Source organism: Polaromonas sp. YR568 (assembly GCF_943369675.1).
Lineage (GTDB): Bacteria > Pseudomonadota > Gammaproteobacteria > Burkholderiales > Burkholderiaceae_C > Polaromonas.
Window position 1 is genome coordinate 1 of sequence record NZ_CALROB020000030.1, and the last position, 19,326, is coordinate 19,326.

At 64.4% G+C, this 19,326-nt stretch carries 20 protein-coding genes; 9 read left to right on the plus strand and 11 right to left on the minus strand.

What is annotated here, in order from left to right; all coding sequences use genetic code 11:
- The 6 genes from ACLV8F_RS16510 to ACLV8F_RS16535 form a co-directional block, all read left to right on the plus strand.
- Window positions 1-893 (plus strand): AraC family transcriptional regulator (locus ACLV8F_RS16510; protein WP_411885291.1); only part of this gene is annotated, 893 nt, incomplete at its 5' end.
- Window positions 894-1,008: 115 nt separating this feature from the next.
- Window positions 1,009-1,518: a MarR family winged helix-turn-helix transcriptional regulator gene (locus ACLV8F_RS16515; protein WP_411885292.1), complete on the plus strand. Its 510-nt coding sequence runs from the start codon at window positions 1,009-1,011 to the stop codon at window positions 1,516-1,518.
- Window positions 1,519-1,758: 240 nt separating this feature from the next.
- Window positions 1,759-3,993, plus strand: a complete 2,235-nt coding sequence (locus ACLV8F_RS16520; RefSeq protein WP_411885293.1) for a trehalose-6-phosphate synthase — start codon at window positions 1,759-1,761, stop codon at window positions 3,991-3,993.
- The gene (locus ACLV8F_RS16525) at window positions 3,990-4,376 is read left to right on the plus strand and encodes a hypothetical protein (RefSeq protein ID WP_411885294.1); all 387 of its coding nucleotides are present in this window, start codon (window positions 3,990-3,992) and stop codon (window positions 4,374-4,376) included. Before ACLV8F_RS16520 ends, ACLV8F_RS16525 begins: the two co-directional genes overlap by 4 nt.
- Window position 4,377: 1 nt before the next feature.
- Window positions 4,378-4,635 carry a DUF5985 family protein gene (locus ACLV8F_RS16530; RefSeq protein ID WP_411885295.1) on the plus strand — a complete coding sequence of 86 codons (258 nt, stop codon included), beginning with the start codon at window positions 4,378-4,380 and terminating at the stop codon, window positions 4,633-4,635.
- 2 nt (window positions 4,636-4,637) lie between these two features.
- On the plus strand, window positions 4,638-4,895 hold the full coding sequence (locus ACLV8F_RS16535) for a DUF5985 family protein (RefSeq protein WP_411885296.1): 258 nt from the start codon (window positions 4,638-4,640) through the stop codon (window positions 4,893-4,895).
- A gap of 98 nt (window positions 4,896-4,993) precedes the next feature.
- Here ACLV8F_RS16535 and ACLV8F_RS16540 read toward each other — a convergent pair whose 3' ends face one another.
- From ACLV8F_RS16540 to ACLV8F_RS16575, 8 genes are all read right to left on the minus strand, one after another.
- Window positions 4,994-6,259: a putative Na+/H+ antiporter gene (locus ACLV8F_RS16540; protein ID WP_411885297.1), complete on the minus strand. Its 1,266-nt coding sequence runs from the start codon at window positions 6,257-6,259 to the stop codon at window positions 4,994-4,996.
- A 628-nt stretch (window positions 6,260-6,887) separates the two neighbouring features.
- A complete protein-coding gene (locus ACLV8F_RS16545) occupies window positions 6,888-8,204 on the minus strand; it encodes a chloride channel protein (RefSeq protein WP_411885298.1) in 1,317 nt (438 codons plus the stop codon).
- A 136-nt stretch (window positions 8,205-8,340) separates the two neighbouring features.
- Window positions 8,341-9,450 (minus strand): enolase C-terminal domain-like protein, encoded by a 1,110-nt coding sequence (locus tag ACLV8F_RS16550; RefSeq protein WP_411885299.1) that lies wholly within the window; start codon window positions 9,448-9,450, stop codon window positions 8,341-8,343.
- Window positions 9,447-10,370 (minus strand): ketopantoate reductase family protein, encoded by a 924-nt coding sequence (locus ACLV8F_RS16555; protein ID WP_411885300.1) that lies wholly within the window; start codon window positions 10,368-10,370, stop codon window positions 9,447-9,449. The genes ACLV8F_RS16550 and ACLV8F_RS16555 overlap by 4 nt, the downstream gene beginning before the upstream one ends.
- 144 nt (window positions 10,371-10,514) lie before the next feature.
- Window positions 10,515-11,126, minus strand: a complete 612-nt coding sequence (locus tag ACLV8F_RS16560; protein ID WP_411885301.1) for a TetR/AcrR family transcriptional regulator — start codon at window positions 11,124-11,126, stop codon at window positions 10,515-10,517.
- Window positions 11,127-11,295: 169 nt separating this feature from the next.
- A complete protein-coding gene (locus ACLV8F_RS16565) occupies window positions 11,296-12,753 on the minus strand; it encodes an HD domain-containing phosphohydrolase (protein ID WP_411885302.1) in 1,458 nt (485 codons plus the stop codon).
- Window positions 12,754-12,821: 68 nt separating this feature from the next.
- The gene (locus tag ACLV8F_RS16570) at window positions 12,822-13,586 is read right to left on the minus strand and encodes an alpha/beta hydrolase (RefSeq protein ID WP_411885303.1); all 765 of its coding nucleotides are present in this window, start codon (window positions 13,584-13,586) and stop codon (window positions 12,822-12,824) included.
- Between the two features lie 98 nt (window positions 13,587-13,684).
- Window positions 13,685-14,581, minus strand: coding sequence for a LysR family transcriptional regulator (locus ACLV8F_RS16575; protein ID WP_411885304.1), 897 nt, complete (start codon window positions 14,579-14,581; stop codon window positions 13,685-13,687).
- A 100-nt stretch (window positions 14,582-14,681) separates the two neighbouring features.
- On the opposite strand from ACLV8F_RS16575, the gene ACLV8F_RS16580 reads away from it, so the two are divergent.
- Genes ACLV8F_RS16580 through ACLV8F_RS16590 form a run of 3 tightly spaced genes read left to right on the plus strand, consistent with a single transcriptional unit; the run spans window position 14,682 to window position 16,751 of the window.
- The gene (locus ACLV8F_RS16580; protein ID WP_411885305.1) at window positions 14,682-15,560 is read left to right on the plus strand and encodes an NmrA/HSCARG family protein; all 879 of its coding nucleotides are present in this window, start codon (window positions 14,682-14,684) and stop codon (window positions 15,558-15,560) included.
- A gap of 37 nt (window positions 15,561-15,597) precedes the next feature.
- Window positions 15,598-16,086, plus strand: coding sequence for an AtaL-like protein (locus ACLV8F_RS16585; protein WP_411885306.1), 489 nt, complete (start codon window positions 15,598-15,600; stop codon window positions 16,084-16,086).
- Window positions 16,083-16,751, plus strand: a complete 669-nt coding sequence (locus ACLV8F_RS16590) for an NAD(P)-dependent oxidoreductase (protein ID WP_411885307.1) — start codon at window positions 16,083-16,085, stop codon at window positions 16,749-16,751. The genes ACLV8F_RS16585 and ACLV8F_RS16590 overlap by 4 nt, the downstream gene beginning before the upstream one ends.
- Before the next feature lie 33 nt (window positions 16,752-16,784).
- On the opposite strand, the gene ACLV8F_RS16595 is transcribed toward ACLV8F_RS16590, so the two are convergent.
- The 3 genes from ACLV8F_RS16595 to ACLV8F_RS16605 all read right to left on the minus strand — a co-directional run bounded on the left by ACLV8F_RS16595 (window position 16,785) and on the right by ACLV8F_RS16605 (window position 19,326).
- A complete protein-coding gene (locus tag ACLV8F_RS16595; protein ID WP_411885308.1) occupies window positions 16,785-16,913 on the minus strand; it encodes a hypothetical protein in 129 nt (42 codons plus the stop codon).
- A gap of 226 nt (window positions 16,914-17,139) precedes the next feature.
- Window positions 17,140-18,423, minus strand: coding sequence for an MFS transporter (locus ACLV8F_RS16600; RefSeq protein WP_411885309.1), 1,284 nt, complete (start codon window positions 18,421-18,423; stop codon window positions 17,140-17,142).
- A gap of 90 nt (window positions 18,424-18,513) precedes the next feature.
- A complete protein-coding gene (locus ACLV8F_RS16605) occupies window positions 18,514-19,326 on the minus strand; it encodes an alpha/beta fold hydrolase (RefSeq protein WP_411885310.1) in 813 nt (270 codons plus the stop codon).

Sequence of the window (19,326 nt, forward strand, 5' to 3'; positions counted from 1 at the left end):
TGCGCCTGGAAGGCGTCGAATACGGCCGCTGCCTGATGCATGCGCCCTGGGCCATTTCTTTTGCACCGCAAGCCGCCGCGCGTTTTCATTTCGTCGCCAGCGGGGATGCCTGGATGCACACGCCGCAGTTGGGGTGGGTGGAGTTGAAGGCCGGCGACGCGGTGCTGCTGCCGCGCGGCACGGCCCACACCATCGCCAGTTCACCCGAGGTGCCGCCGGTGGCCCTCGCGACATTCGACCGCGAACGCGTCGCGGAGGACATCTACCTGCTGCGGGACGGCGCGCCCGTGGCGCAAGCACCCTCGCACGTCATGTTCTGCGGCAGCATGACTTTCAACCTCGACCCGCTGCACCCGCTGCTGGCCATGATGCCGGAGGTGATACGCGCCGGCGAACTGGCCCAGCGCGACCCGGGCGTGCCCATGCTGCTCGACGCGATGGAGCGTGAAGCCTCGCTCAACCGCATAGGCGCCTGCGGCATCCTGGCGCGCATGGCCGACGTGCTCGCCGCGAGCATCATCCGCGCCTGGGTGGAATGCGCCTGCAGCAACTCGACGGGCTGGATCGCCGCGCTGCGCTCGCCCGGCGTGGGCAAGGTGCTGGCCGCCATCCACGCCTCGCCCGAGCAGGACTGGAGCGTGCCCGAGATGGCCAGCATCATGGGCGCCTCGCGCTCACGGTTTGCGCAAGCCTTCAAGGACTCTGTGGGCGAGAGCCCGGCCCGCTACGTGGCCCGCATCCGCATGTTCCAGGCCCGCAGCTGGATCGCGCAGGACGGCATGCGCGTCACCACGGCCGCCGACCGGCTGGGCTTCGACTCCGAGGCCTCCTTCAGCCGGGCGTTCAAGCGGGTTGTCGGGCATGCGCCGAGCAAGGCGCGCAGTCCAATGTGAGCAGGAGGCTTGAATAATCGACGACTTGACTTTATTACCCGAGATCAACGTACGTCGAACCCAGGCGAGACGGCTCCCTGGTATTCAAGGGGCGGCATCATATGATTCCATTTAAATGTCCAAAACCTCAGTTAAACCTCCAGTTCGAAACACAACTCGCAACGATCCCGCAGCGGAGGCCCTGCGCCGCTTCAGGCTCATCTTTAACGCGGTCAAGACGCACTTTCGCGAAGTGGAGAAAAAAGCGGGGTTGGCGGGTGCGCAACTTTGGGCCCTGAGCGTGGTGCGCGGCACGCCCGGCATCGGCGTCAGCGAACTCGCCAATCAAATGGACGTGCATCAGTCCACGGCCAGCAACCTGTTGAAAGCCTTGGTGGCCGGGGGCCTGGTTGAAGTCGAACGGTCCGGCACCGACCGGCGCGCCCTGGCGCTTCGCGTCTCGCCGGCAGGCCTCAAGGTCTTGAAACGCGCCCCCGGCCCCTTTTCAGGGGTGCTTCCTGAAGCGCTGGCAAGCCTCGACACGCCGGCGCTCATTCGGCTTAACCGGGACCTGGACAAGGTGATCCAGGCCCTCGCGGTGGACAAGCGCGCCGCTAACATTCCGCTCGGACAGCCGGACATCTGATCAAAACCGGCCCCACGGCGGGGCGCGGCGCTCCCAGAATCAGCCTGGCCTACGACATCTGCCGTGCGTAAGGCTAAGTGGAACCTGTCAAGGGCCAATAAACGCCGGTATATTTCGCAAAAAATCGCAACGAACTTAGGCTCGTCATTGCCGTTGTATTTGTTCGGACTCGGGCATATACATTTGCACCAATATAATTACATGGATGAACATCGCGTTACCGGTTTACCGCCATAAAGCATGAAAACTTTCCGGCTGCAGCTGCGGTTTCTGATCCCGCTGGTCGTGATCCTTTCAGCGGCCGCCTATCTGGCGCTCCCCTTGATGGACCGCCTGACGCTTCGCTGGTTCGCGCGCGACCTGAACATGCGCGGTACGCTCGTGGCGAACGCGTTGTCCGAGTCGATCGCGGATGCCTTGCCCGACCCGCGCGGCCGCAAACTGCAGACCTTGTTCAATCGCGCTGTGCAAGACGAGCGCCTGGTGGCAATCGGCGTGTGCTCCCAGGGCATGAAGTTGCTGGACAGCACATCGACGTTTCCCAAGGACCTGGACTGCGCGCGAGCCAGCCAGATTGCCGGCGAGCCCGATCCGGTGTTGCGCATTGGCGGCGGCCCGGTACATGTGGGCGTGTATCCCGTCACGGCGGAATCCGGCAACGTCGGGCAATTGGTCCTTTTGCAGGATCTCAGCTTTATCGAGCGACGAAGCAAGGACACGCGGCAGTACCTGATCATCCTCATTGCCAGCCTCGGCGGCGTGATTGCCCTCGCAACGATGGTCATAGCCCAGCTGAGCTGGCGTGGATGGGTGTCCGGCACCCGCGCCCTCCTGCGCGGAGAAGGCCTCGTGCGCCCCCTGGCCGGCACCGCGCCGGAACTCGCACCGCTCGCAGCCGACCTGCGCGCCCGCCTGCGGGACCTGGAGGACGAGTACCGGCGGTCGCACGGGCCGGAAACTGAATGGAATCCGCAAAGACTGCAATCGCTTCTGCGCGGACAGTTGAGCGGTGATCAGGTCATCGTGGTCTCAAATCGCGAGCCTTACATTCATGACCGGGAGCATGGGCAGGTGGTCGTACGACGCCCCGCCAGCGGACTGATCACCGCCGTTGAGCCGGTCATGCGAGCTTGTTCGGGAAGCTGGATTGCGCACGGCAGCGGCAGCGCCGACAGGGAAACGGTCGACAGGCACGACCGCGTCGCCTTGCCGCCGGGGCAGAGCGAATACGTGTTGCGCCGGCTCTGGCTGACTGAAGAGGAAGAACAGGGTTACTACTACGGTTTCGCCAACGCAGGGCTATGGCCGCTGTGTCACGTTGCGCACGTGCGGCCGATATTCCGCGAGTCGGACTGGCACCATTACCGCGCTGTCAACCAACGGTTCGCCGACGCCGTGGTGGCCGAGGCGCGAAGCGAAGACCCTGTCGTGCTGGTGCAGGACTATCACTTTGCCCTGCTGCCCGCCATGGTGCGGGCCAAACTGCCAAGGGCGACCATCCTGACCTTCTGGCACATCCCCTGGCCCAATCCCGAATCGTTCGGCATTTGCCCCTGGCGGCGTGAGATTTTGCAAGGCATGCTTGGCAGCACGATTCTGGGCTTTCACACACTCTTTCACTGCAAAAATTTCATTGAGACGGTCGACCGGTACCTGGAAGCCCGAATCGAACACGAACACTCGACGATTTCCTACCAGGGCGCGGACACCTTCGTAGAGAGCTATCCGATCTCAATTGCTTGGCCGGATGAGGCTGAGCGCCAAAGCTGGCCTGCGGTCGAGCAATGCAGGCGAAACGTGTTCGGGCGCCTGGCCATTCCGCAGGGGCACAGACTGGCCGTCGGCATCGACCGGTTCGACTACACCAAGGGTATCCTTGAGCGCCTGTATGCGGTGGAGCGCATGCTGGAGAAGCACCCGCAATGGCTGAGCCGCTTTACTTTTGTGCAGGTGGCGGCTCCCTCTCGCGGTGTCCTGGAGGAATACCGGACATTTCAGGAGCGGATCCGGCAGGTGGCGGAGCGTATCAACAACCGCTTCGGCACCCCCGACGGGCCGGTGATCCGGCTGCTGGCGCAACACCACGACCACGAGGCTGTCAATGAGTTGTACCGCGCCACCGATGCTTGCCTGGTCACCAGCTTGCATGACGGGATGAACCTGGTGTGCAAGGAGTTCGTGGCGGCGCGCGATGACGAGCGCGGCGTGTTGATTTTGAGCCGCTTCGCGGGCGCAGCGCGCGAGATGCCCGAGGCTTTGATCGTCAACCCCTACCATGTTGAGGAAACAGCCGACGCCTTGCACCAGGCCTTGCTGATGCCTGAAGGCGAGCAGCGCGAGCGCATGGCCAGCCTGCGCACCACCGTGCGGGAATTCAACGTTTATCGCTGGGCGGGCAGGATGCTCTCCGACGCCGCGCGCTGGCGGCTGCGCGAGCGAATTGCGCAACGGGTACAAAGGCACCGGCTGGAATGAACCGCGAACCCCTTCCCGACGATGTCCGGCGGTTCGTTCTCGCGAGCGTGCCGTCGGTGCCCTATATCGAGTCGCTTCTTCTCATGCGGCGCGATGCCGGGGCGACCTGGAACGCACCCCAGCTCGCCGGCCGCCTGTACGTTCCAGTGGCCCAGGCGGCGCACCTCCTGGAGTCGCTGAGAACTGCGGAGATTGCGGTTCGTGTCCCCGACGCGGAAGGCGTCTACCGTTACCAGCCGTCGCGGGAGTTGGCAGAATTGCTGGATCGGGTGGCAGCGCATTACGCGGGCAATCTCCTGGGGGTCACCGATTTGATCCACTCCAGCCTGAACCGGCGGGCGAACCAGTTTGCGGATGCGTTCCGCTGGCGAAAGGATTCCTGACATGGCGGCCGTCATTTATCTTTTATGTGCCTTGACCTGCCTGGCCTGCTTCGGGCTGCTGTTTCGTGCGTGGCGTTCCAGCCGAACCCCTTTGCTGTTCTGGAGTGCGCTGTGTTTTGCGGGCTTGAGCGTCAACAACTTCCTGCTGGTTGTCGACAGGCTCGTGCTGCCGGCGGTGGACCTGTCCACCTGGCGGCTCGCCACCGGACTGGTTGCGCTGCTCTTGCTGCTGTTCGGCCTTATCTGGGAGGAGGACTGACCATGAACCAGATGCTGATGGGCGCCATCGCCGTTACGTCGCTGCTCGCCGGGCTTTTTTTCTTCAAATTCTGGCGGCACACGCGGGATCTGTTTTTCCTGTATTTCGCGTTGTCATTCTGGCTGGAGGCCGTCAATCGCTTCGTGCTCGGGCTGATGATCGGCGCCCATGAGGACGGCGTACTTTTTTACAGCGTCCGGCTTGCGGCATACGGGCTGATACTTCTGGCGATCTGGCAGAAAAACCGGCCGCTGCGCTGAGGTGTCCCGGAGTTTCGGCGCACAACAGGCCGATACAGTGCGGAAGAGGACACTGTGCTTCGCGCGGGCATTCGCGGCCGGGGAAATTCGGGATCGTTTTATAAAAGCAATAGCGTTGCTGAAGCTACGATGGTAGGTCCCAGCGCGCCAAGGAACAGGCCTCCTGCGCCTACCGATTCGTCGGCGAAGCCGCACTTGAGCAAGGCCAACCCCGCCGGATTCGGTGCATTCGCGATCACAGTCAACCCGCCCCCCGCTACGGCACCGGCTACCAGCATGTACTTCGAGTCCGCCGGGATGCTGGAAATTTGCGCGCCGAGGTAAGTCAATGCGGCGTTGTCCGTCACGGCAGTCAGGCCAAGTGCGCCGAAGAAGAGTTCGAGCGGCTCCAGGGCGGAAACAATGGGCTGCAACCACCAGCGTTGCAGCCCGCCCAGAACAACCAGGCCCGCCAGAAAGAATGCCACCAGCAGTGCTTCCTTGATAAGCAGGGGATTCTGGTAGCGCTCATAGGCCTGGGCAAAGCCCAGAAAGAGCAGGAATATTCCCAGGAAGGCAACGGGATGGTGCGCGAACACGATGACGGCCGCCAGCAGCAACAGATGGACCGCGGCCACCGGCCAAGGCACTTGCAAAGATGGTGAACCATCAGCCGCCTCGGGAACGGCATCCTGAACAAGGTGTTTGCGAAGCGCAAAGGCGGCAACGGATGCATTGAGCATCACGGCAATCGCGGCCTTCCAGCCGAACTGGGCAAACATGAAGGCGCTGTCCCATTGCCACGTGGCGGCGACCATGAGCACCGGCGGCGCCGCATAAGCCGTCAATGTTCCGCCAATGGACACGTTGACGAACAAAACACCGAGAGCCAGGTACTTCACCCGCTCAGGCATGTCCTTTCGGAACACCAGTGGCGCTAGCATGAGCGCGGCGATCGTCATGGCGGCAGGCTCCGTGATGAGGGAGCCGAAAAGCGGAACGGCGGCCAGTCCCAGCCATGCGGTGGCCAGTTGCGCCGGGACCGGCAGCAATTTCGCGGCCGCATTGATCGTGCGCAGCACGGTGTCCAGCACCGGCCTGGACCCGGCCACGACCATCACCACAAAAACAAACAGGGGCTCGGCGTAATTGCGCGACTCCGCATACGCCAGCGCCTGTTCGCCGCCCGACACGAATGCCATCACCAGGACCAGAACGATGGCCCAGAAGCCGAAAACGACTTCGACCTCGCCCAGCAAATGGAAGAGACCGGCGTGCCGTGGAAAACGATTGGCAAGCCGCTCGAACTGCTTGGTGCTGAAGGTGTGCAGGAGGGCAAGCGCAAAAAGGCCTGCAGCGAGGTATTCAACGTTGGATGTCGGCATGATGGGCGTGGGTAGGTCCGCGAGGCGGCCCGACCATCGCGCAAACCTGATTCATTGAAAAGATGAACCACCCATTGAAGAGTGTACCGGCAGTCGCGAACAATTCCTCAAGGCCTGTTCATTAACCAGACGTGTACAGATCACTGTCTTGTTTTGCTGCCGCGAACCCATGGCGATTCAGCCGACCGGGCGCACGGTGTCATTCGGCTCAAAGGGCAAATACGAAAAAAACGCCCGCCAGGAAATAGACGACAACGACTGCGACAGCACAAAGCGCAACGATTGAATACACGCCGCCCAGATCGCCCCGGTTTCCGGATTTCTCTTCAGCCGGCGGTTTTGAGTTGTGTGGTGGCCGCATATCCAATCCTGGAGAAAGCCCTCATTCACCACGCGTCTGCAATTCGCATGGCCCACAAAATGAATGGCTGGTAACGAGGACCGGGCGCAAGGTAATTTGCACCCGGTATGCCGTTTCGGCAAAAAAAGAGCCTCCAGAGGGCTCGAGCCCCTGAAGGCCCTAAAGTCCTCGCTGGGAAATTTTCCGAAACCGGAAATACCTATTATATTTGTTCAAATGTATATGGCATCAGGTATTTCCCTGAATGCGCGGGGCGTCATCACGCGTTCAAGCCTTGGGCAGGCGGAGTAACTGCAGATCGGCCAGCAGGGCGTAGAGCGGGACGCTGACCAGGCGAGAAACGGCGCTTGCGACCAATGCGCTGGCCATCAAGCTGAGGACCAGGCCGTGGCCGTCGACCATTTCCATCACGATGATGAATGCGGTCATGGGCGCATGCGTGACGGCGGCAAGAAATCCCGCCATTCCCAGCGCTATCAGCGTGGGCGCATTGACGTAGCCGGTCAGTTGGGCGATGTCGTTGCCCAAGGCGCCGCCTATCGCCAGGGACGGCGCAAAAATTCCGCCCGGAACACCGGACCAGGCGGTAATCCAGGTAGCGATGAACTTGAGCAACGCATACAGCGACGAGGATTCCCCGCCGCTTTCCAGCATCGCGCGGGTATGGGCATAACCGCCGCCATAGGTATCGCCATGGCTCACGCAACCCAGCACAGCCACCGCCAGGCCGCAAGCCGCCGCGAAGCGCACGGGCGCCTTTTGCCGGAAGCGGCTGAACCAGTCGGGTGTGCCGCCCGCAAGGGAAACGGCCAACAGCCTGGAAAACAAGCCGCCCGCCAAGCCGCTGCAGACGGCGACCAGCAAGCCCGGCAGCAGCAGCGCCATGCTGATGTTTTCGACGCGGATTACGCCGAAATAGGTGGCGTTGCCGTAGATCGACACGGCCATCAGACCGCCCAGCACGATGGCCGCCAGCAGCAGCCCGTTGCTGCGTTGCTCGGGTTTGCGCGTCAGTTCCTCAATGGCGAACATCACTCCACCCAGCGGCGTGTTGAATGCCGCGGCGATGCCGGCCGCACCGCCGGCCAGCAGCAGCCCCTGCTCCGACACCCGGGAGCCGGAAGGCAGCCAGCGACGGGCGTGGTACATGACCCCGGCGGCAATCTGCACCGACGGGCCTTCCCGGCCCAGGGACAGCCCGCCCAGCAGTCCCCAGGCGGTCAGCAGCATCTTGGCCGCGGAAAGCCGCAGCGACACAAACAATCCGCGCGAGGCGGCAGGCACTTCGGAGGTCAGGGCCGCCATGACCTGGGGAATGCCCGAGCCCGCTGCGCCTGGGGCGTAGCGCCTGGTCGCCCAGACGATGGCTGCGGTGCAGACAGGCGTCCATAACAGCGGCCCCCACCAGTAGCTCTTTTCGAACACGAAAAAGAGCTTCAGCGCATGCTCGGTCAGCCAGGTAAATGCCACGACGGCCAGCCCCGCCAGCACGGCCGACGCCAATACGACGGTGCGGCCGGCCCACAGCCGCCAGTCGGCCATTTCGTTTCGCAAATTTGACAGGAATGGGGGATGGGCTTTCATGAGGCGCCTGGCAAGTACATTTGTGGAAATGCAATAGGGATTTCCACAAATGTAAACGAAGCGGCCATCAAAGCGGCGCCGTAGCGCGAACTGCCCTCCCGGGCAGGCGGCCCTGCCCGGATCCACATTCAAGAGGCTAAGGCTGCGACCTGAACCGCTTGACAGCCGCCGCGTCCCACACAAGGCCGTTGCCAGGCCGGTCCGGCGGGGTGATGCAACCGTCAACCACCTTCAGGGGCTCCTGAAGGATCGCATCGGCCCAGTCGACGTATTCGAGCCAGTGCGCAGTAGGCGTTGCCGCCATCAAGTGCGAGCTGACTTCGTGGAACAGGTGGGAAGAGAACTCGACGCGCGCCGCGTCGGCCAGCGCAGCCGCAGCCATCCAGCCGGTCACACCGCCGATGCGCTCCAGGTCGGGCATGACAAAGTCGCTGGCGCGCTGCGACAGCGCGTGCGCCATCGCCCTCGGCCCCGCGAAGTTCTCGCCGATCTGGATCGGGGTCCGGAGCAAAGCGGCAAGCCCGGAACTGGCGGCGTAGTCATCGTGGGCCACGGGTTCTTCGATCCAGTACAAACCTTCGCCGTCAAGCGACATGCAACGCTCGCGCGCCTCGTTCGGCGTCAGGCGCTGGTTGAAGTCCGACATCAGCACAATGTCGTCGGCGATGGCGGCGCGAACGGCGCGCACCGCCGCGAGATCTTCTTGCGCTGATGCCCGGCCCAGCCGCATTTTGATGGCGCGGAAACCTTCCGCCACGAGCTCTCGGGCCTCGTCCGCCGCAGCCGGCGCGTCCAGCAGGCCAAGGCCATTGCTGTTGTAGGCCTGAACGGAACGCAATGGCGCGCCCAGCAAACGCGCGAGCGGCAGGTTCGCCGAAATCGCCAGCGCGTCCCAGCACGCGATGTCGATGCCGGCCATGAGCATGGATACGATGCCGCGCGCGCCGAGCAGTCGGAACCGCGCCTCAAGCAGGCGGCGCACTTCGGCCGGTGAGGCGTCTTTGCCGGCGAGCAACGCGTTCGCATCCTGTAGCAGGGCCATCGCCGCCTTGCCCGCAGCCGGAAGGTAGCAAAACAGGTATGCGCGGCCGATGATGCCCTCTTCGGTCAGCAGATCCATCAGCAGCAACGGTGCTTCGGTGATGCGCATGGCGCTGGTGCCGAGCGCGCGACGCATCGGCACGACCACCAGCGTCGCCTCAATGGCCCGTATCGTGAGGCCGGCCAGGCCTTTCGGCGTGTTCATGCCGGGCGCCCTTCGGCATGCACCGAGAGGATGTCGAAGATGGCCCGGTTGCAGGGCGTCGGCACGCCGAGCCGGACGCCCCTGGCAACCACGTCACCGCTGAGCCATTGCACTTCAATGCGGTTTCCGCGCTCAAGGTCGTTGTGCATGGAAGAGCTCATGGTTGCGGGCACCTGGTCCGCAAAAGCAAGCCTGTCGTCGGCGTAATCGGCGGGCAATGCAACCCCTTCGGCGCGCGCGACCTGCACCACTTCGTCCATCACCGCGCGCAGGAAGGCCCGCGAGCGCGCGTTGGCGCGTATCGGCCCTATGGGCGTGCGCACCGTGCTGGTGGTGCCGGACAAGCCGACCAGGAACACGAACTTCTCCCAGATCGCGCGCTGGATGTTGGCGCTGACCTCGACATCAATGCCGGCTTCCGTGCAGGCGTCACGAAACTGCATGATTCGCGCGGAACTGCTGCCGTCGTACTCACCGAACACCAGCTTCTGCATCGTTCCCGAGTGCCGGATGAGGCCGGGTTCGGCAATGGTCGCGGCAATATAACAAACGCCCCCGATGACGTGCTTGTCTCCCAGCGACTGCCGCAGCGTGTCGTCCTTGACCACGCCGTTCTGGAACGAAACCACGGCGGTCTGCTCACCGATCACCGGCTTGATGGCTTGCGCCGCGCTGGCCGTGTCCCACAGCTTGACCCCGAACAGCACGATATCGGCGATGCCGGCCTCAGCCGGCTTGTCCGTGACCTTGACGTCGTGTAAATGCAGGTTGCCGCGCGGGCTCTCCAGGCGCAGGCCGCCCTCACGGATCGCCGCAAGCTGCTTTCCCCGCGCGATGAATGTGACGTCGTGCCCGGCATTGGCAAGCCGTGCGCCGAAGTAGCCGCCGACGCCGCCGGTTCCCATAACGATGATGCGCATTTTGTCTCCTTGTAAAAAACGGGTGAAGATGAGAAGTCGTCACGTTTTCCGGCGCACAGGCAGAGGCGCCCGGTCGATATCAATGGCCCCGGCACCAGCGTCGACTGAATGTTTGAGTCATCCGGCTGCGAGCTTTCGGGCAGGTCAGTGGGCAAGCTGCCCAGGCGGTCGTGCCGGCGGATCGAGCAGGCCCAACGCAGGGCGCACAATTCCTTCGAGGAGCGCGCGCTCGGGCCGCGCGCGTGCGAGCACGCGAATGCCCATCAGCACGCCGAGCAGCATGCGCGCGGCATCTTTCGCGTCCGCTGCGGTGGAGATTTCACCGCTCTTCTGGCCCCTGCTGACGCAACGGCGAAAGAATGCCTCGATCTGCTTGAGTTCTTCCGCCACGACAAGCCGGAACTCCGGATCGTGCGGCGCGATTTCCAGCGCGGCGTTGACCAGCATGCAGCCGCGGCACTCCAGGTCGCCCATGGATCGCTCGACGATCTCGCCGAGAAACGCGGCGACGGCATCACGGGGCGCAAGCCCTTCGAAGCGCCTGATACGGTCCCGCACGCTTTGCTCAAGATAGTGTTCCAGCGAACGCCGGTACAGCGCACGCTTGTCGCCAAAGGCGTTGTAGAGGCTTGCGCTAGTAAGGCCCATGCCTTCAGCCAGCTCGCGTACCGACGTGACCTCGTATCCGCGCGACCAGAAACACTGGACGGCGGCATCAAGGACTGCGGATTCATCGAACTGTCGGGGTCTGGCCATGACAATGCATTCTGGATACGAAGCGCCATTATGTATCACTCGCTCCAAAATGGTCAAACTCAAAAAATGCTCAAGCGTGTCGTCAGGCATCCGCCCGGCAAGGCGCGCGGCCCCATGTGCCCAGGGCGTGGTGAATTGCGCTGCGAGCCGAGCCGAGCCGAGCCTGTGCCTACAGCAGCCCGCTCGTCAGCGCCTTCAAGGTTGCCGCGGCGCGTGTCGTGCATTCGAGCTTGCGAAAGATGTTCTCCAGGTGCGCGCGCACCGTGCTCGGGCTGATACCCAGTGTGCGCGCGGCCTCCTTGTTGCTCTCGCCGTGGCTGATGCGGCGCAGCACCTCGATTTCGCGGTCCGTCAACAGCCCGGCCGCATGGTCGGGCCCAGGCTTGGGCGCGGCCACCGGCCCGCCGGTCAGCGCGGACACCACCTTGGTGTCGAACCGCCCGCGCGTCGCCTCATCGCGCAGTCGCCGCGTGGCGTCCGCTTCGCCCAGGCCGGCGCGGCCGGGGCGGCCGGTCTGCCACATGGCCCACTGCGCCGCCGCCGAGAGCACGCGCCCTTCGATGCCGATCGCGTCCCCCGACGCACCGCGGAAGAAGCCCGAACCATCCAGGCGTTCGTCGGCATACGAGGCGATGTCGGCCTCGTCGGCCAGGCTGCCGATACGCCGCGCGGCGCGCGCCGTCCAGTAGGGCACCAGGCGCAGCCGCTCCATCGCCGCATCGCCGGGCCGGCCGGGCAGGTTCCAGATCTCATTCGGCACCGCGGCGCGGCCCATGCCGTGGATCAAGGCCGCGCGGTGGATGCGACTGCACTGTGCTTCGGGCAGGCCGAGCTGCACGGCGCAGCCTTGCGCCGCTTCGGCCACGCGGCGCGAGTAGCCGGTGAGCCAGGGCAGCTTCAGGTCGATCACGTCGGCGATCAGCTCCAGCGGCGCGGTCGGCGCCGGCAGCACTTCGGCCAGGGTGAGCGAATCAACGCCCGCCGGGTCTTGCTCCAGCGTGTGGAGCCAGTCGGCCGCGTTCTCGCGCAAGGTGGGCAACCACTCGGCGGGGTATTGCCGGCCGGCGCGCGCGGCCAGGCCGCTTAATGCGTGCTCAAGGCTGTAGACGCGGCTGTGGACCTCCAGGTCGCCCGCGACCTGAACCAGTTGCACCTCGACCGGCACCTCACTGCCGGCGAGCGCATTGGGCTGGCCGCCGCCGTCCAGGGTCTCGAAGATGCGGCGCAGTGCGCGCTCGACGGGTAGGGGCAGGCCCAGCGTGCGCGCCACGTCGCCGGACACCTCGCAATGGATCTGCGCCGCCGGGCCGGTCAGCCCGGACAGGTGCGCCGGCATGCCGACCGCCAGCATCGCCTGCCGCCCGTTGACGTCATCGCCCATCAGGTCGGCGATCTCCGGCGCGTTCGCGGTGCAGCCCGACCAGCGCAGCAGCGAGACATAGGCCACGTGCGTCTGCAGTTGCGCGTCGAGGCCGAGCGCCGCCGCGAGGCGCACGGCCAGCCACGCGGTGCGGGCGGAATGGTCGATGGGCTGGCCCATGCTCAGGTCGCCGACAAAGGCGAGTGCCTTGACGGCATCAAAGACCTGGACCTGGGAGCCTGCGCCATGGGCGGCTGGGACGGGCATCGCTGGGCTCCGGATGGGGGAACGGAAATGGGGGCGCGCCGGACGGCGCGCCCCGCATTATGCCGCCCTCACTTGACGCTTTGCACCGCGTCCAGGATCACCGCCGCCACCTTGGCCGGCTGCGATTGCTGGGGCACGTGGCTGCTTTTGACCGTGCTGAGTTTGGCGTTGATGGCCTTAGCCATGGAGCGCTGCAGTTCCGGCGCGATCATGCGATCGGATTCGGCCAGCAGGTACCACGAGGGTTTCTGCTTCCACGCAGCCACCGACACCTTGTCGCCGAAGGCGCTGCCCAGAATCGGGCCTTGTGTCGCCGCCATCACCGCGGTGGTAGCGGCCGGCAGGTCCTGCGCGAAGTGCTTGCCCATGCCCTCTGGCGTGAGGTACAGCCAGCCCGCGGGATCGGGCGCGAAGTGGGCCACTCCCGAGGGGGTCGGAAAGCCCTTGCCGAGCTCGCCTATCACCTGGCCGACGTCGGGCGCGAAAGCCGCGACGTAGACCAGTGCTGAGACTTTCGGGTTGTCGCCGGCCTGCGTGATCACGGCGCCGCCCCAGGAGTGGCCGACCAGCACGACTTTGCCCGGCTGTGCGTCGATGGCGCGCTTGGCGGCGGCGGCATCATCGGCCAGCGAGCTGAGCGGGTTCTGCACCGCGACCACATGCACGCCTTTGGCCTGCAGCAAGGGGATCACTTTGGCCCAGTCGGAGCCGTCGGCAAACGCGCCGTGCACGATGACGACGCTGGGTTTGGCTTCGGCCGGCGGTGCAGCGGCGGCGGAAGCGGCCATGATGGAAGCGGCGAGGCCGAGGGTGGTGAGCTTGAGGAAGTTCATGGTGGTAAAGCAGGTTGGTTGAGGAAGACCACAGTGTCTTTTTTAACCGGCTCCGGCGCCATTGGACGAATGTCCTATGACAAATCCCGGCCCGCGCCTCACCGGATGTAAGCCGCCAGCTCTTCCGGCGTCCCTTCAGGGAAGGCCTCCTTCAGGAAGTTGAGGAAGGCGGACACACGCGCGCTCAGCAGGCGGCGTGAAGGGTAGAGCGCCCACAGCGCGACCTCGGGCCCCTTCACATCGCCCCAATGCACCAGCGTTCCGGCGGCGACGTCATTGGCGACCAGCGACAGGGGCAGGCGCGCCGCGCCGACGTTCGCGCGGACTGCATCGCGGACCATGAACAGCGAGGACAGGCTGAGGACGGGCTGGACCGCCAGTTGCTTCTTCTTTCCCTTCTGCGTCACTTCCCACACCGCTGGCTGGCCACCTCCCCCACCGCCCCGCTCCACCACCGGAACGGGTGCACCGCCCGCGGGCCGGTGAAACGCCGCGCCTGCCACCACCACGATGCGGTCCCTCAGGAAGATGCGGCCGACCAGGTTTTCGTCCGGGTCCGGGTTGACGCGTATCACCAGGTCGTAGCCCTCTTCCACCATGTCGACGGTGCGGTCCTCGGTCGTGACCTCGAGCCGGACCTCGCGGTGCTTCATGGCGAACTGCGCCGCCAGCTTTCCCATCGCGGCCTGCGAGAAGAGCAGCGGCGCGCTCACCCGCAAGCTTCCCCGCGGTTCCTTGCCGCCGGAGGCGATGGCCGCCGTCGTCTCGTCGAGCTCGGCGAGCAGCACGGACGTCTTCTCGAACAGCGCCCGCCCTTCTTCGGTGAGCTTCAGCGCGCGCGCGCCCCGCTCGAAAAGGCGCAGGTTCAGGCCGCTCTCCAGGTCGGCCACCCGCCGGGACAGCGTGGCCTTGGGGCGGCCCGATTCACGGGAGGCCCGCCCGAAGCCGCCATGCCGGGCGACAAGCGTGAAATCGGCAAGTGCGAGAAGGTCCATGTGTTCCACCAGTGAGACAGATGGTCCAAATATAACGGCTATCGGCAATTAAACGAAACGATGAAGATCAAGGCTCTTTCAAACCCAACGGAGTAATTTCATGACCATTCTTGTCACCGGCGCCACCGGCAACATCGGCCGCCAGGTCGTCCAGCAACTCGTCAACCGCGGCGCCGACGTGCGCGCACTGGTGCGCGACCCCGCCAAGGCAAACTTCCCTGCGGGCGTGAACGTCGTGCAGGGCGACCTGCTGGACGTCGACGCCCTGCGCCGCGCCTTTACCGGCGTTTCCACCCTGTTCCTGCTCAATGCGGTCGTGCCCGATGAATTCACGCAGGCCCTGGTCTCGCTCAACCTGGCACGCGAGGCGGGCATAGACCGCATCGTCTACCTGTCGGTGATCCACAGCGACCGCTACCTGAACGTTCCGCACTTCGCGGGCAAGTTCGGCGTCGAGCGCATGCTGGAGCAGATGGGATTCGGCGCCACCATCCTGCGGCCGGCCTACTTCATGGACAACGACCTCACCATCAAGGACGTGGTGCTGGGCCATGGCGTGTATCCCATGCCTATAGGAAGCATAGGAAGCAAAGGCCTGGCCATGATCGATGCACGCGACATCGGCGAGATTGCGGCCCTCGAACTGCTGCGCCGCGAGCGCGCATCCGGGCCGCTGCCCCTGGAGCGCATCAACCTGGTCGGCCCCGACACGCTGACCGGAGACGCCGTCGCGGCCATCTGGTCGGACGTGCTGAAGCGCCCCATCACCTACGGCGGCGACGACACCGCAGCTTTCGAGAAGAACCTGCGCAACTTCATGCCGGCCTGGATGGCATATGACATGCGCCTGATGAGCGAACGCTTCCTGACGGAGGGCATGGTCCCCGAAGCAGGTGACGTAGAGCGCCTGACGAAGCTACTGGGCCGCCCGCTGCACTCGTACCGCGACTTCGCCGCCGCAATTTCCGCTTCGGCCTGAGCGCCGGCGCAGAGCAACTCAACCCAAGGAAACCATCATGATTTATTCAACCGCCACCGTTGAAGTGAACCCGCCAGGCGAAGTGCCGCTCACCCGCGCCCAGGCCTGGGCCGGCCTGGTCCTCAAGGCGCGCGATGCGCGGCTTTTCCTCCCTCCCGGCCTTTGCACCTATTGCGAAGTCGTGGAGGAAAGCAACACCCACGTCGTGCGCGAAGCCACCATCGCAGGCGGTAACCTGCGTGAAATCATCGCTTTCGAGCCGCAGGGCAAGGTGACCTTCTTCCAGGCCGCAGGGCCGCGCGAGGGTGCCATCGTCAACGAACTCTTCGAAGACGACGCGGGGCAACTTCAGCTCCGTTTCTATTGCTACATCGGCCTTCGCGGCAAAGCACCGAATGGGCCCGAAGAGCAGGCCGAACAGGCGTGGATGGACAGCGACAAGGGCTACAAAAGCGCCCTGGCGTCGACGCTGAAACGCACGCGCGAACTGCTCGCGCAAGGCAAGCTGACAGGAGGTGCGCAATGAACTCCGCCAACACTGTGCATTCCGGTCTTGCACGCCCGAAGATCCTGGTGCTGGGCGCCACAGGCGGCACGGGCCGGCTGATCGTGAAGCAAGCCCTCGCGCGCGGCTTCGAGGTCCGCGCGCTCGTGCGCTCCCCCGCCAAAGCGGCCGGCCTGGAGGGCGCCGACATCGTCATCGGCGACGCCCGCGACGAAGCGGCCTTGCGAAACGCGCTGGAAGGCATGGATGCCGTCGTGAGCGCCCTGGGCACGCCGGTCAGTCCGTTTCGTGAGGTGACCCTCCTGTCCTCGGCAACGAAGGCACTTGTCAGCGCCATGAAGGCCGCCGAAGTGTCGCGCCTCGTGTGCATCACCGGCATGGGGGCGGGCGACAGCGCCGGTCATGGCGGGTTTGTGTTCGACCGCCTGATTCTCCCCGCCCTCCTGCGCAAGGTGTACGCCGACAAGGACAGGCAGGAAGCCATCATCAGGGGCAGCGGCCTGGACTGGGTGCTGGTGCGTCCTTCGGTCCTGAACGACAAGGCGCCCACGCACAAGATCCGTGCCCTCACGGACCTCTCCGGTTTCCACGGCGGGACCATCGCGAGGGCGGACGTTGCGCGCTTCGTCCTGGACCAGGTGGGGACCGATACCTGGCTGGGCCGCTCACCGCTGATTAGCTGGTGAACGCCGGCATGCGATTTCTACCGGCCGGGCCAGTCAGCCGCCCGGCGCGCGCGCCATCGCCTTGAGTATTTCGGCCTCGACACCTTTGCAGGTCTTGGCAACAAGGGCCTCGGCAGCCGGCTGTCCCCCCTCGGGATCCAGCGGAAAGCTGTTGTAGATCACAGCCCAGGTTACGTGTCGTCGGGCATACGCCCAGCAAGGCGCACAGTTCTGTGGATCAAGGCGCATTGAATTTCGCTGAAGTTCAGCCAAATCCCGGAGCCCGCACGCATCGTCAGCAGCTGCTGCCCACACAGCGTGTAGTCCAAGTTTTTTTGTCCGCCCCGCCCCCGTCAGACTTCAGTGGCATTCAACACGCCCAGCCGAGTCCGCGGTTCGGCTGGCACGGTTATTTACTTTCAGTCGGTTGCAATCCACCTTGACCAAGTGCAATTGCCGCAGACTCACCGCCTACGCGCCTTCGACCTGTACGCGAGATGAAAATGAAGAGCAGAAGTCCGGCCAGCGTCAACCCGAATCCCGCCCAGACTGCCGAGAGAAGCCCATAACCACTGGCTATGGTGCGCGCCCCTGCCCAGGCGCCGATCGCATTTGCGACATTCAGTGCGGCAAGATTCATAGCGCCCATCAGCGCAGGTGCATCCGGCGCCGCTTGCGTGAGGCGAATCTGGATCGTCGGGATGGCGACCATCATCGTGGCACCGACGCCGAACAGGCCCAGCATCAATATCCATACATGGCCGCCGCCGGCTCCCAGCACTGCAAGGACAATCAGGGCACAGCCGAATCCGGCAATCAACCCACGCGAAGGATGAGTGTCCGCGAGTCTTCCGCCGAGCAGGTTGCCCGCTGTCATGCCGAGGCCGAACAGGCCCAGTGCGATGGGAGTCCAGCCCGGAGCCAGGAAGGCGCCGTCGGTCACGAGCGGCCCGATGAAGGTATAGACCGCAAAGATGCTCGCCACGCCCAGTGCGGCAACGGCCATCATGGCCCAGACTGCAGGCCGTTTGAGCGCCTCAAGCTCCTGCACGACGGGCCCGCCGTCAAGTGCGCTTGCACGTGGAACCCATATCCACAGCGCGAGAAGCGCCAGCACCCCTAGTCCTGATACCGCCAGGTAGGAATTTCTCCATCCCAGAAGCTGCCCCACAAACGTCGCGAGCGGCGATCCAAAGATTGTCGCGACCGTGAGGCCTGTCATGACCAGCGCGAAAGCCCGGCCGCCCTGCCCGGGCCCCACAATGTACGAAGCAACGACGGCCGCCGCGCCGAAATAGGCGCCTTGGGGAATTCCGCTCAAAAAGCGGGCAAACAGGAGCATGGGGAATCCCGTGGATACCGCCGAGAGAATATTTCCGGCAATGAAGAGCGCCATCAAGCCCAGAAGCAGCAATCTGCGGTTCAGGCTTGCCGCAAGAATCGTCACCGCAGGCCCGCCCAGGACGACACCCAAAGCATAGGCCGTGATCGCATGTGTCGCGGTGGGGATGTCTACCGCGAAACTATCGGCGAACAGCTGAAGGATTCCCATGCTCGCGAACTCGGACGTGCCTATGCAGAAGGTGCCGAGCGCGAGCGTCAGCAGGGACAGCTTGCGTTGCCCCAACTGTTGGGCATTCGTGCAATGGACCCGCACGGAAGCGCATTGCGCGTTGTATCCCTCGTTCAGCATAAAGCCTCCTGGTGTGGTGTTGAAGTGCCGTCTCGGCGTGAACCCCGTCTCTGGGGCGCTGAATGCCGGCCTTCAGGATTGCTCTCCAGGCTATCCGCGCTTCCCGGCAACTGCGGCAGCGGCACTTCGAATCACGTCGAGCACCTCACGCGGGCGCGAAAGCATGGGCACGTGGCTGCTCTTCACTTCCACGGTCGTTGCTTTCATGCGCTTCGCGCCGGCTCGTTGCAGCTCGGGATGGACGGTGCGATCTTCCGTGGCGACGACGTACCAGCTCGGCTTGGACTTCCACGCGGCGCCTTCCTGCTTCTGGTAAAACAATTCCATCGCGGGCGCGAAGTGGGTGGCGTACACGACGCCCTGCTCCTCGGCGGACAGGTCACCCGCAAAGGCTGCGACGCCTTCCGGCTTCAGCCAGACGCGGCCGTCCGCGACTTCCACGTGGTTGGAAACATCCGTCTTCGGAAATTTTTCCTGCTGGGCCTGCGACGTCTCGTTTTCGTCGGGACACAGGGCCGCAATGTAGACCAGAGCGGCAACGCGGGAGTCCATGCCGGCATAGGTGATGACGGACCCGCCATAGGAATGGCCGACCAGAACGATGGGAGCGCTAACTCTCGCGAAGGTGCGAAGGGTCGCATCGACGTCGCCTTTCAGGCTGTCGAGGCCGTACTGGGCGGCCATCACGTTGTAGCCTTCGGCGCGCAGTGCGGGGATCAGTTTCTGGAAGCATGAGCCGTCGGCCCAGATGCCGTGGCAGAGTACGATGCCGGGCTTTCCTTGTGAGTTCATTTGCGTTGCTCCTGTTGATGGAAAAGCGATGCCCGCCGTGAAACCGGCGGCGGCAAGAAGCAATTGACGCCGGGACGTGCCGCCGTTCGTTTCATGCGATTGTTCGTTCAT

What these genes read in the sequence shown, in the direction of transcription:
- ACLV8F_RS16605 (WP_411885310.1), bottom strand. Translation starts at nt 19,326, where the DNA reads ATGAACGAACAATCGCATGAAACGAACGGCGGCACGTCCCGGCGTCAA.
- ACLV8F_RS16555 (WP_411885300.1), bottom strand. Translation starts at nt 10,370, where the DNA reads ATGCGCATCATCGTTATGGGAACCGGCGGCGTCGGCGGCTACTTCGGC.
- ACLV8F_RS16560 (WP_411885301.1), bottom strand. Translation starts at nt 11,126, where the DNA reads ATGGCCAGACCCCGACAGTTCGATGAATCCGCAGTCCTTGATGCCGCC.
- ACLV8F_RS16550 (WP_411885299.1), bottom strand. Translation starts at nt 9,450, where the DNA reads ATGAACACGCCGAAAGGCCTGGCCGGCCTCACGATACGGGCCATTGAG.
- ACLV8F_RS16600 (WP_411885309.1), bottom strand. Translation starts at nt 18,423, where the DNA reads ATGCTGAACGAGGGATACAACGCGCAATGCGCTTCCGTGCGGGTCCAT.
- ACLV8F_RS16585 (WP_411885306.1), top strand. Translation starts at nt 15,598, where the DNA reads ATGATTTATTCAACCGCCACCGTTGAAGTGAACCCGCCAGGCGAAGTG.
- ACLV8F_RS16565 (WP_411885302.1), bottom strand. Translation starts at nt 12,753, where the DNA reads ATGCCCGTCCCAGCCGCCCATGGCGCAGGCTCCCAGGTCCAGGTCTTT.
- ACLV8F_RS16515 (WP_411885292.1), top strand. Translation starts at nt 1,009, where the DNA reads ATGTCCAAAACCTCAGTTAAACCTCCAGTTCGAAACACAACTCGCAAC.
- ACLV8F_RS16580 (WP_411885305.1), top strand. Translation starts at nt 14,682, where the DNA reads ATGACCATTCTTGTCACCGGCGCCACCGGCAACATCGGCCGCCAGGTC.
- ACLV8F_RS16590 (WP_411885307.1), top strand. Translation starts at nt 16,083, where the DNA reads ATGAACTCCGCCAACACTGTGCATTCCGGTCTTGCACGCCCGAAGATC.
- ACLV8F_RS16520 (WP_411885293.1), top strand. Translation starts at nt 1,759, where the DNA reads ATGAAAACTTTCCGGCTGCAGCTGCGGTTTCTGATCCCGCTGGTCGTG.
- ACLV8F_RS16545 (WP_411885298.1), bottom strand. Translation starts at nt 8,204, where the DNA reads ATGAAAGCCCATCCCCCATTCCTGTCAAATTTGCGAAACGAAATGGCC.
- ACLV8F_RS16540 (WP_411885297.1), bottom strand. Translation starts at nt 6,259, where the DNA reads ATGCCGACATCCAACGTTGAATACCTCGCTGCAGGCCTTTTTGCGCTT.
- ACLV8F_RS16570 (WP_411885303.1), bottom strand. Translation starts at nt 13,586, where the DNA reads ATGAACTTCCTCAAGCTCACCACCCTCGGCCTCGCCGCTTCCATCATG.
- ACLV8F_RS16525 (WP_411885294.1), top strand. Translation starts at nt 3,990, where the DNA reads ATGAACCGCGAACCCCTTCCCGACGATGTCCGGCGGTTCGTTCTCGCG.
- ACLV8F_RS16530 (WP_411885295.1), top strand. Translation starts at nt 4,378, where the DNA reads ATGGCGGCCGTCATTTATCTTTTATGTGCCTTGACCTGCCTGGCCTGC.
- ACLV8F_RS16575 (WP_411885304.1), bottom strand. Translation starts at nt 14,581, where the DNA reads ATGGACCTTCTCGCACTTGCCGATTTCACGCTTGTCGCCCGGCATGGC.
- ACLV8F_RS16535 (WP_411885296.1), top strand. Translation starts at nt 4,638, where the DNA reads ATGAACCAGATGCTGATGGGCGCCATCGCCGTTACGTCGCTGCTCGCC.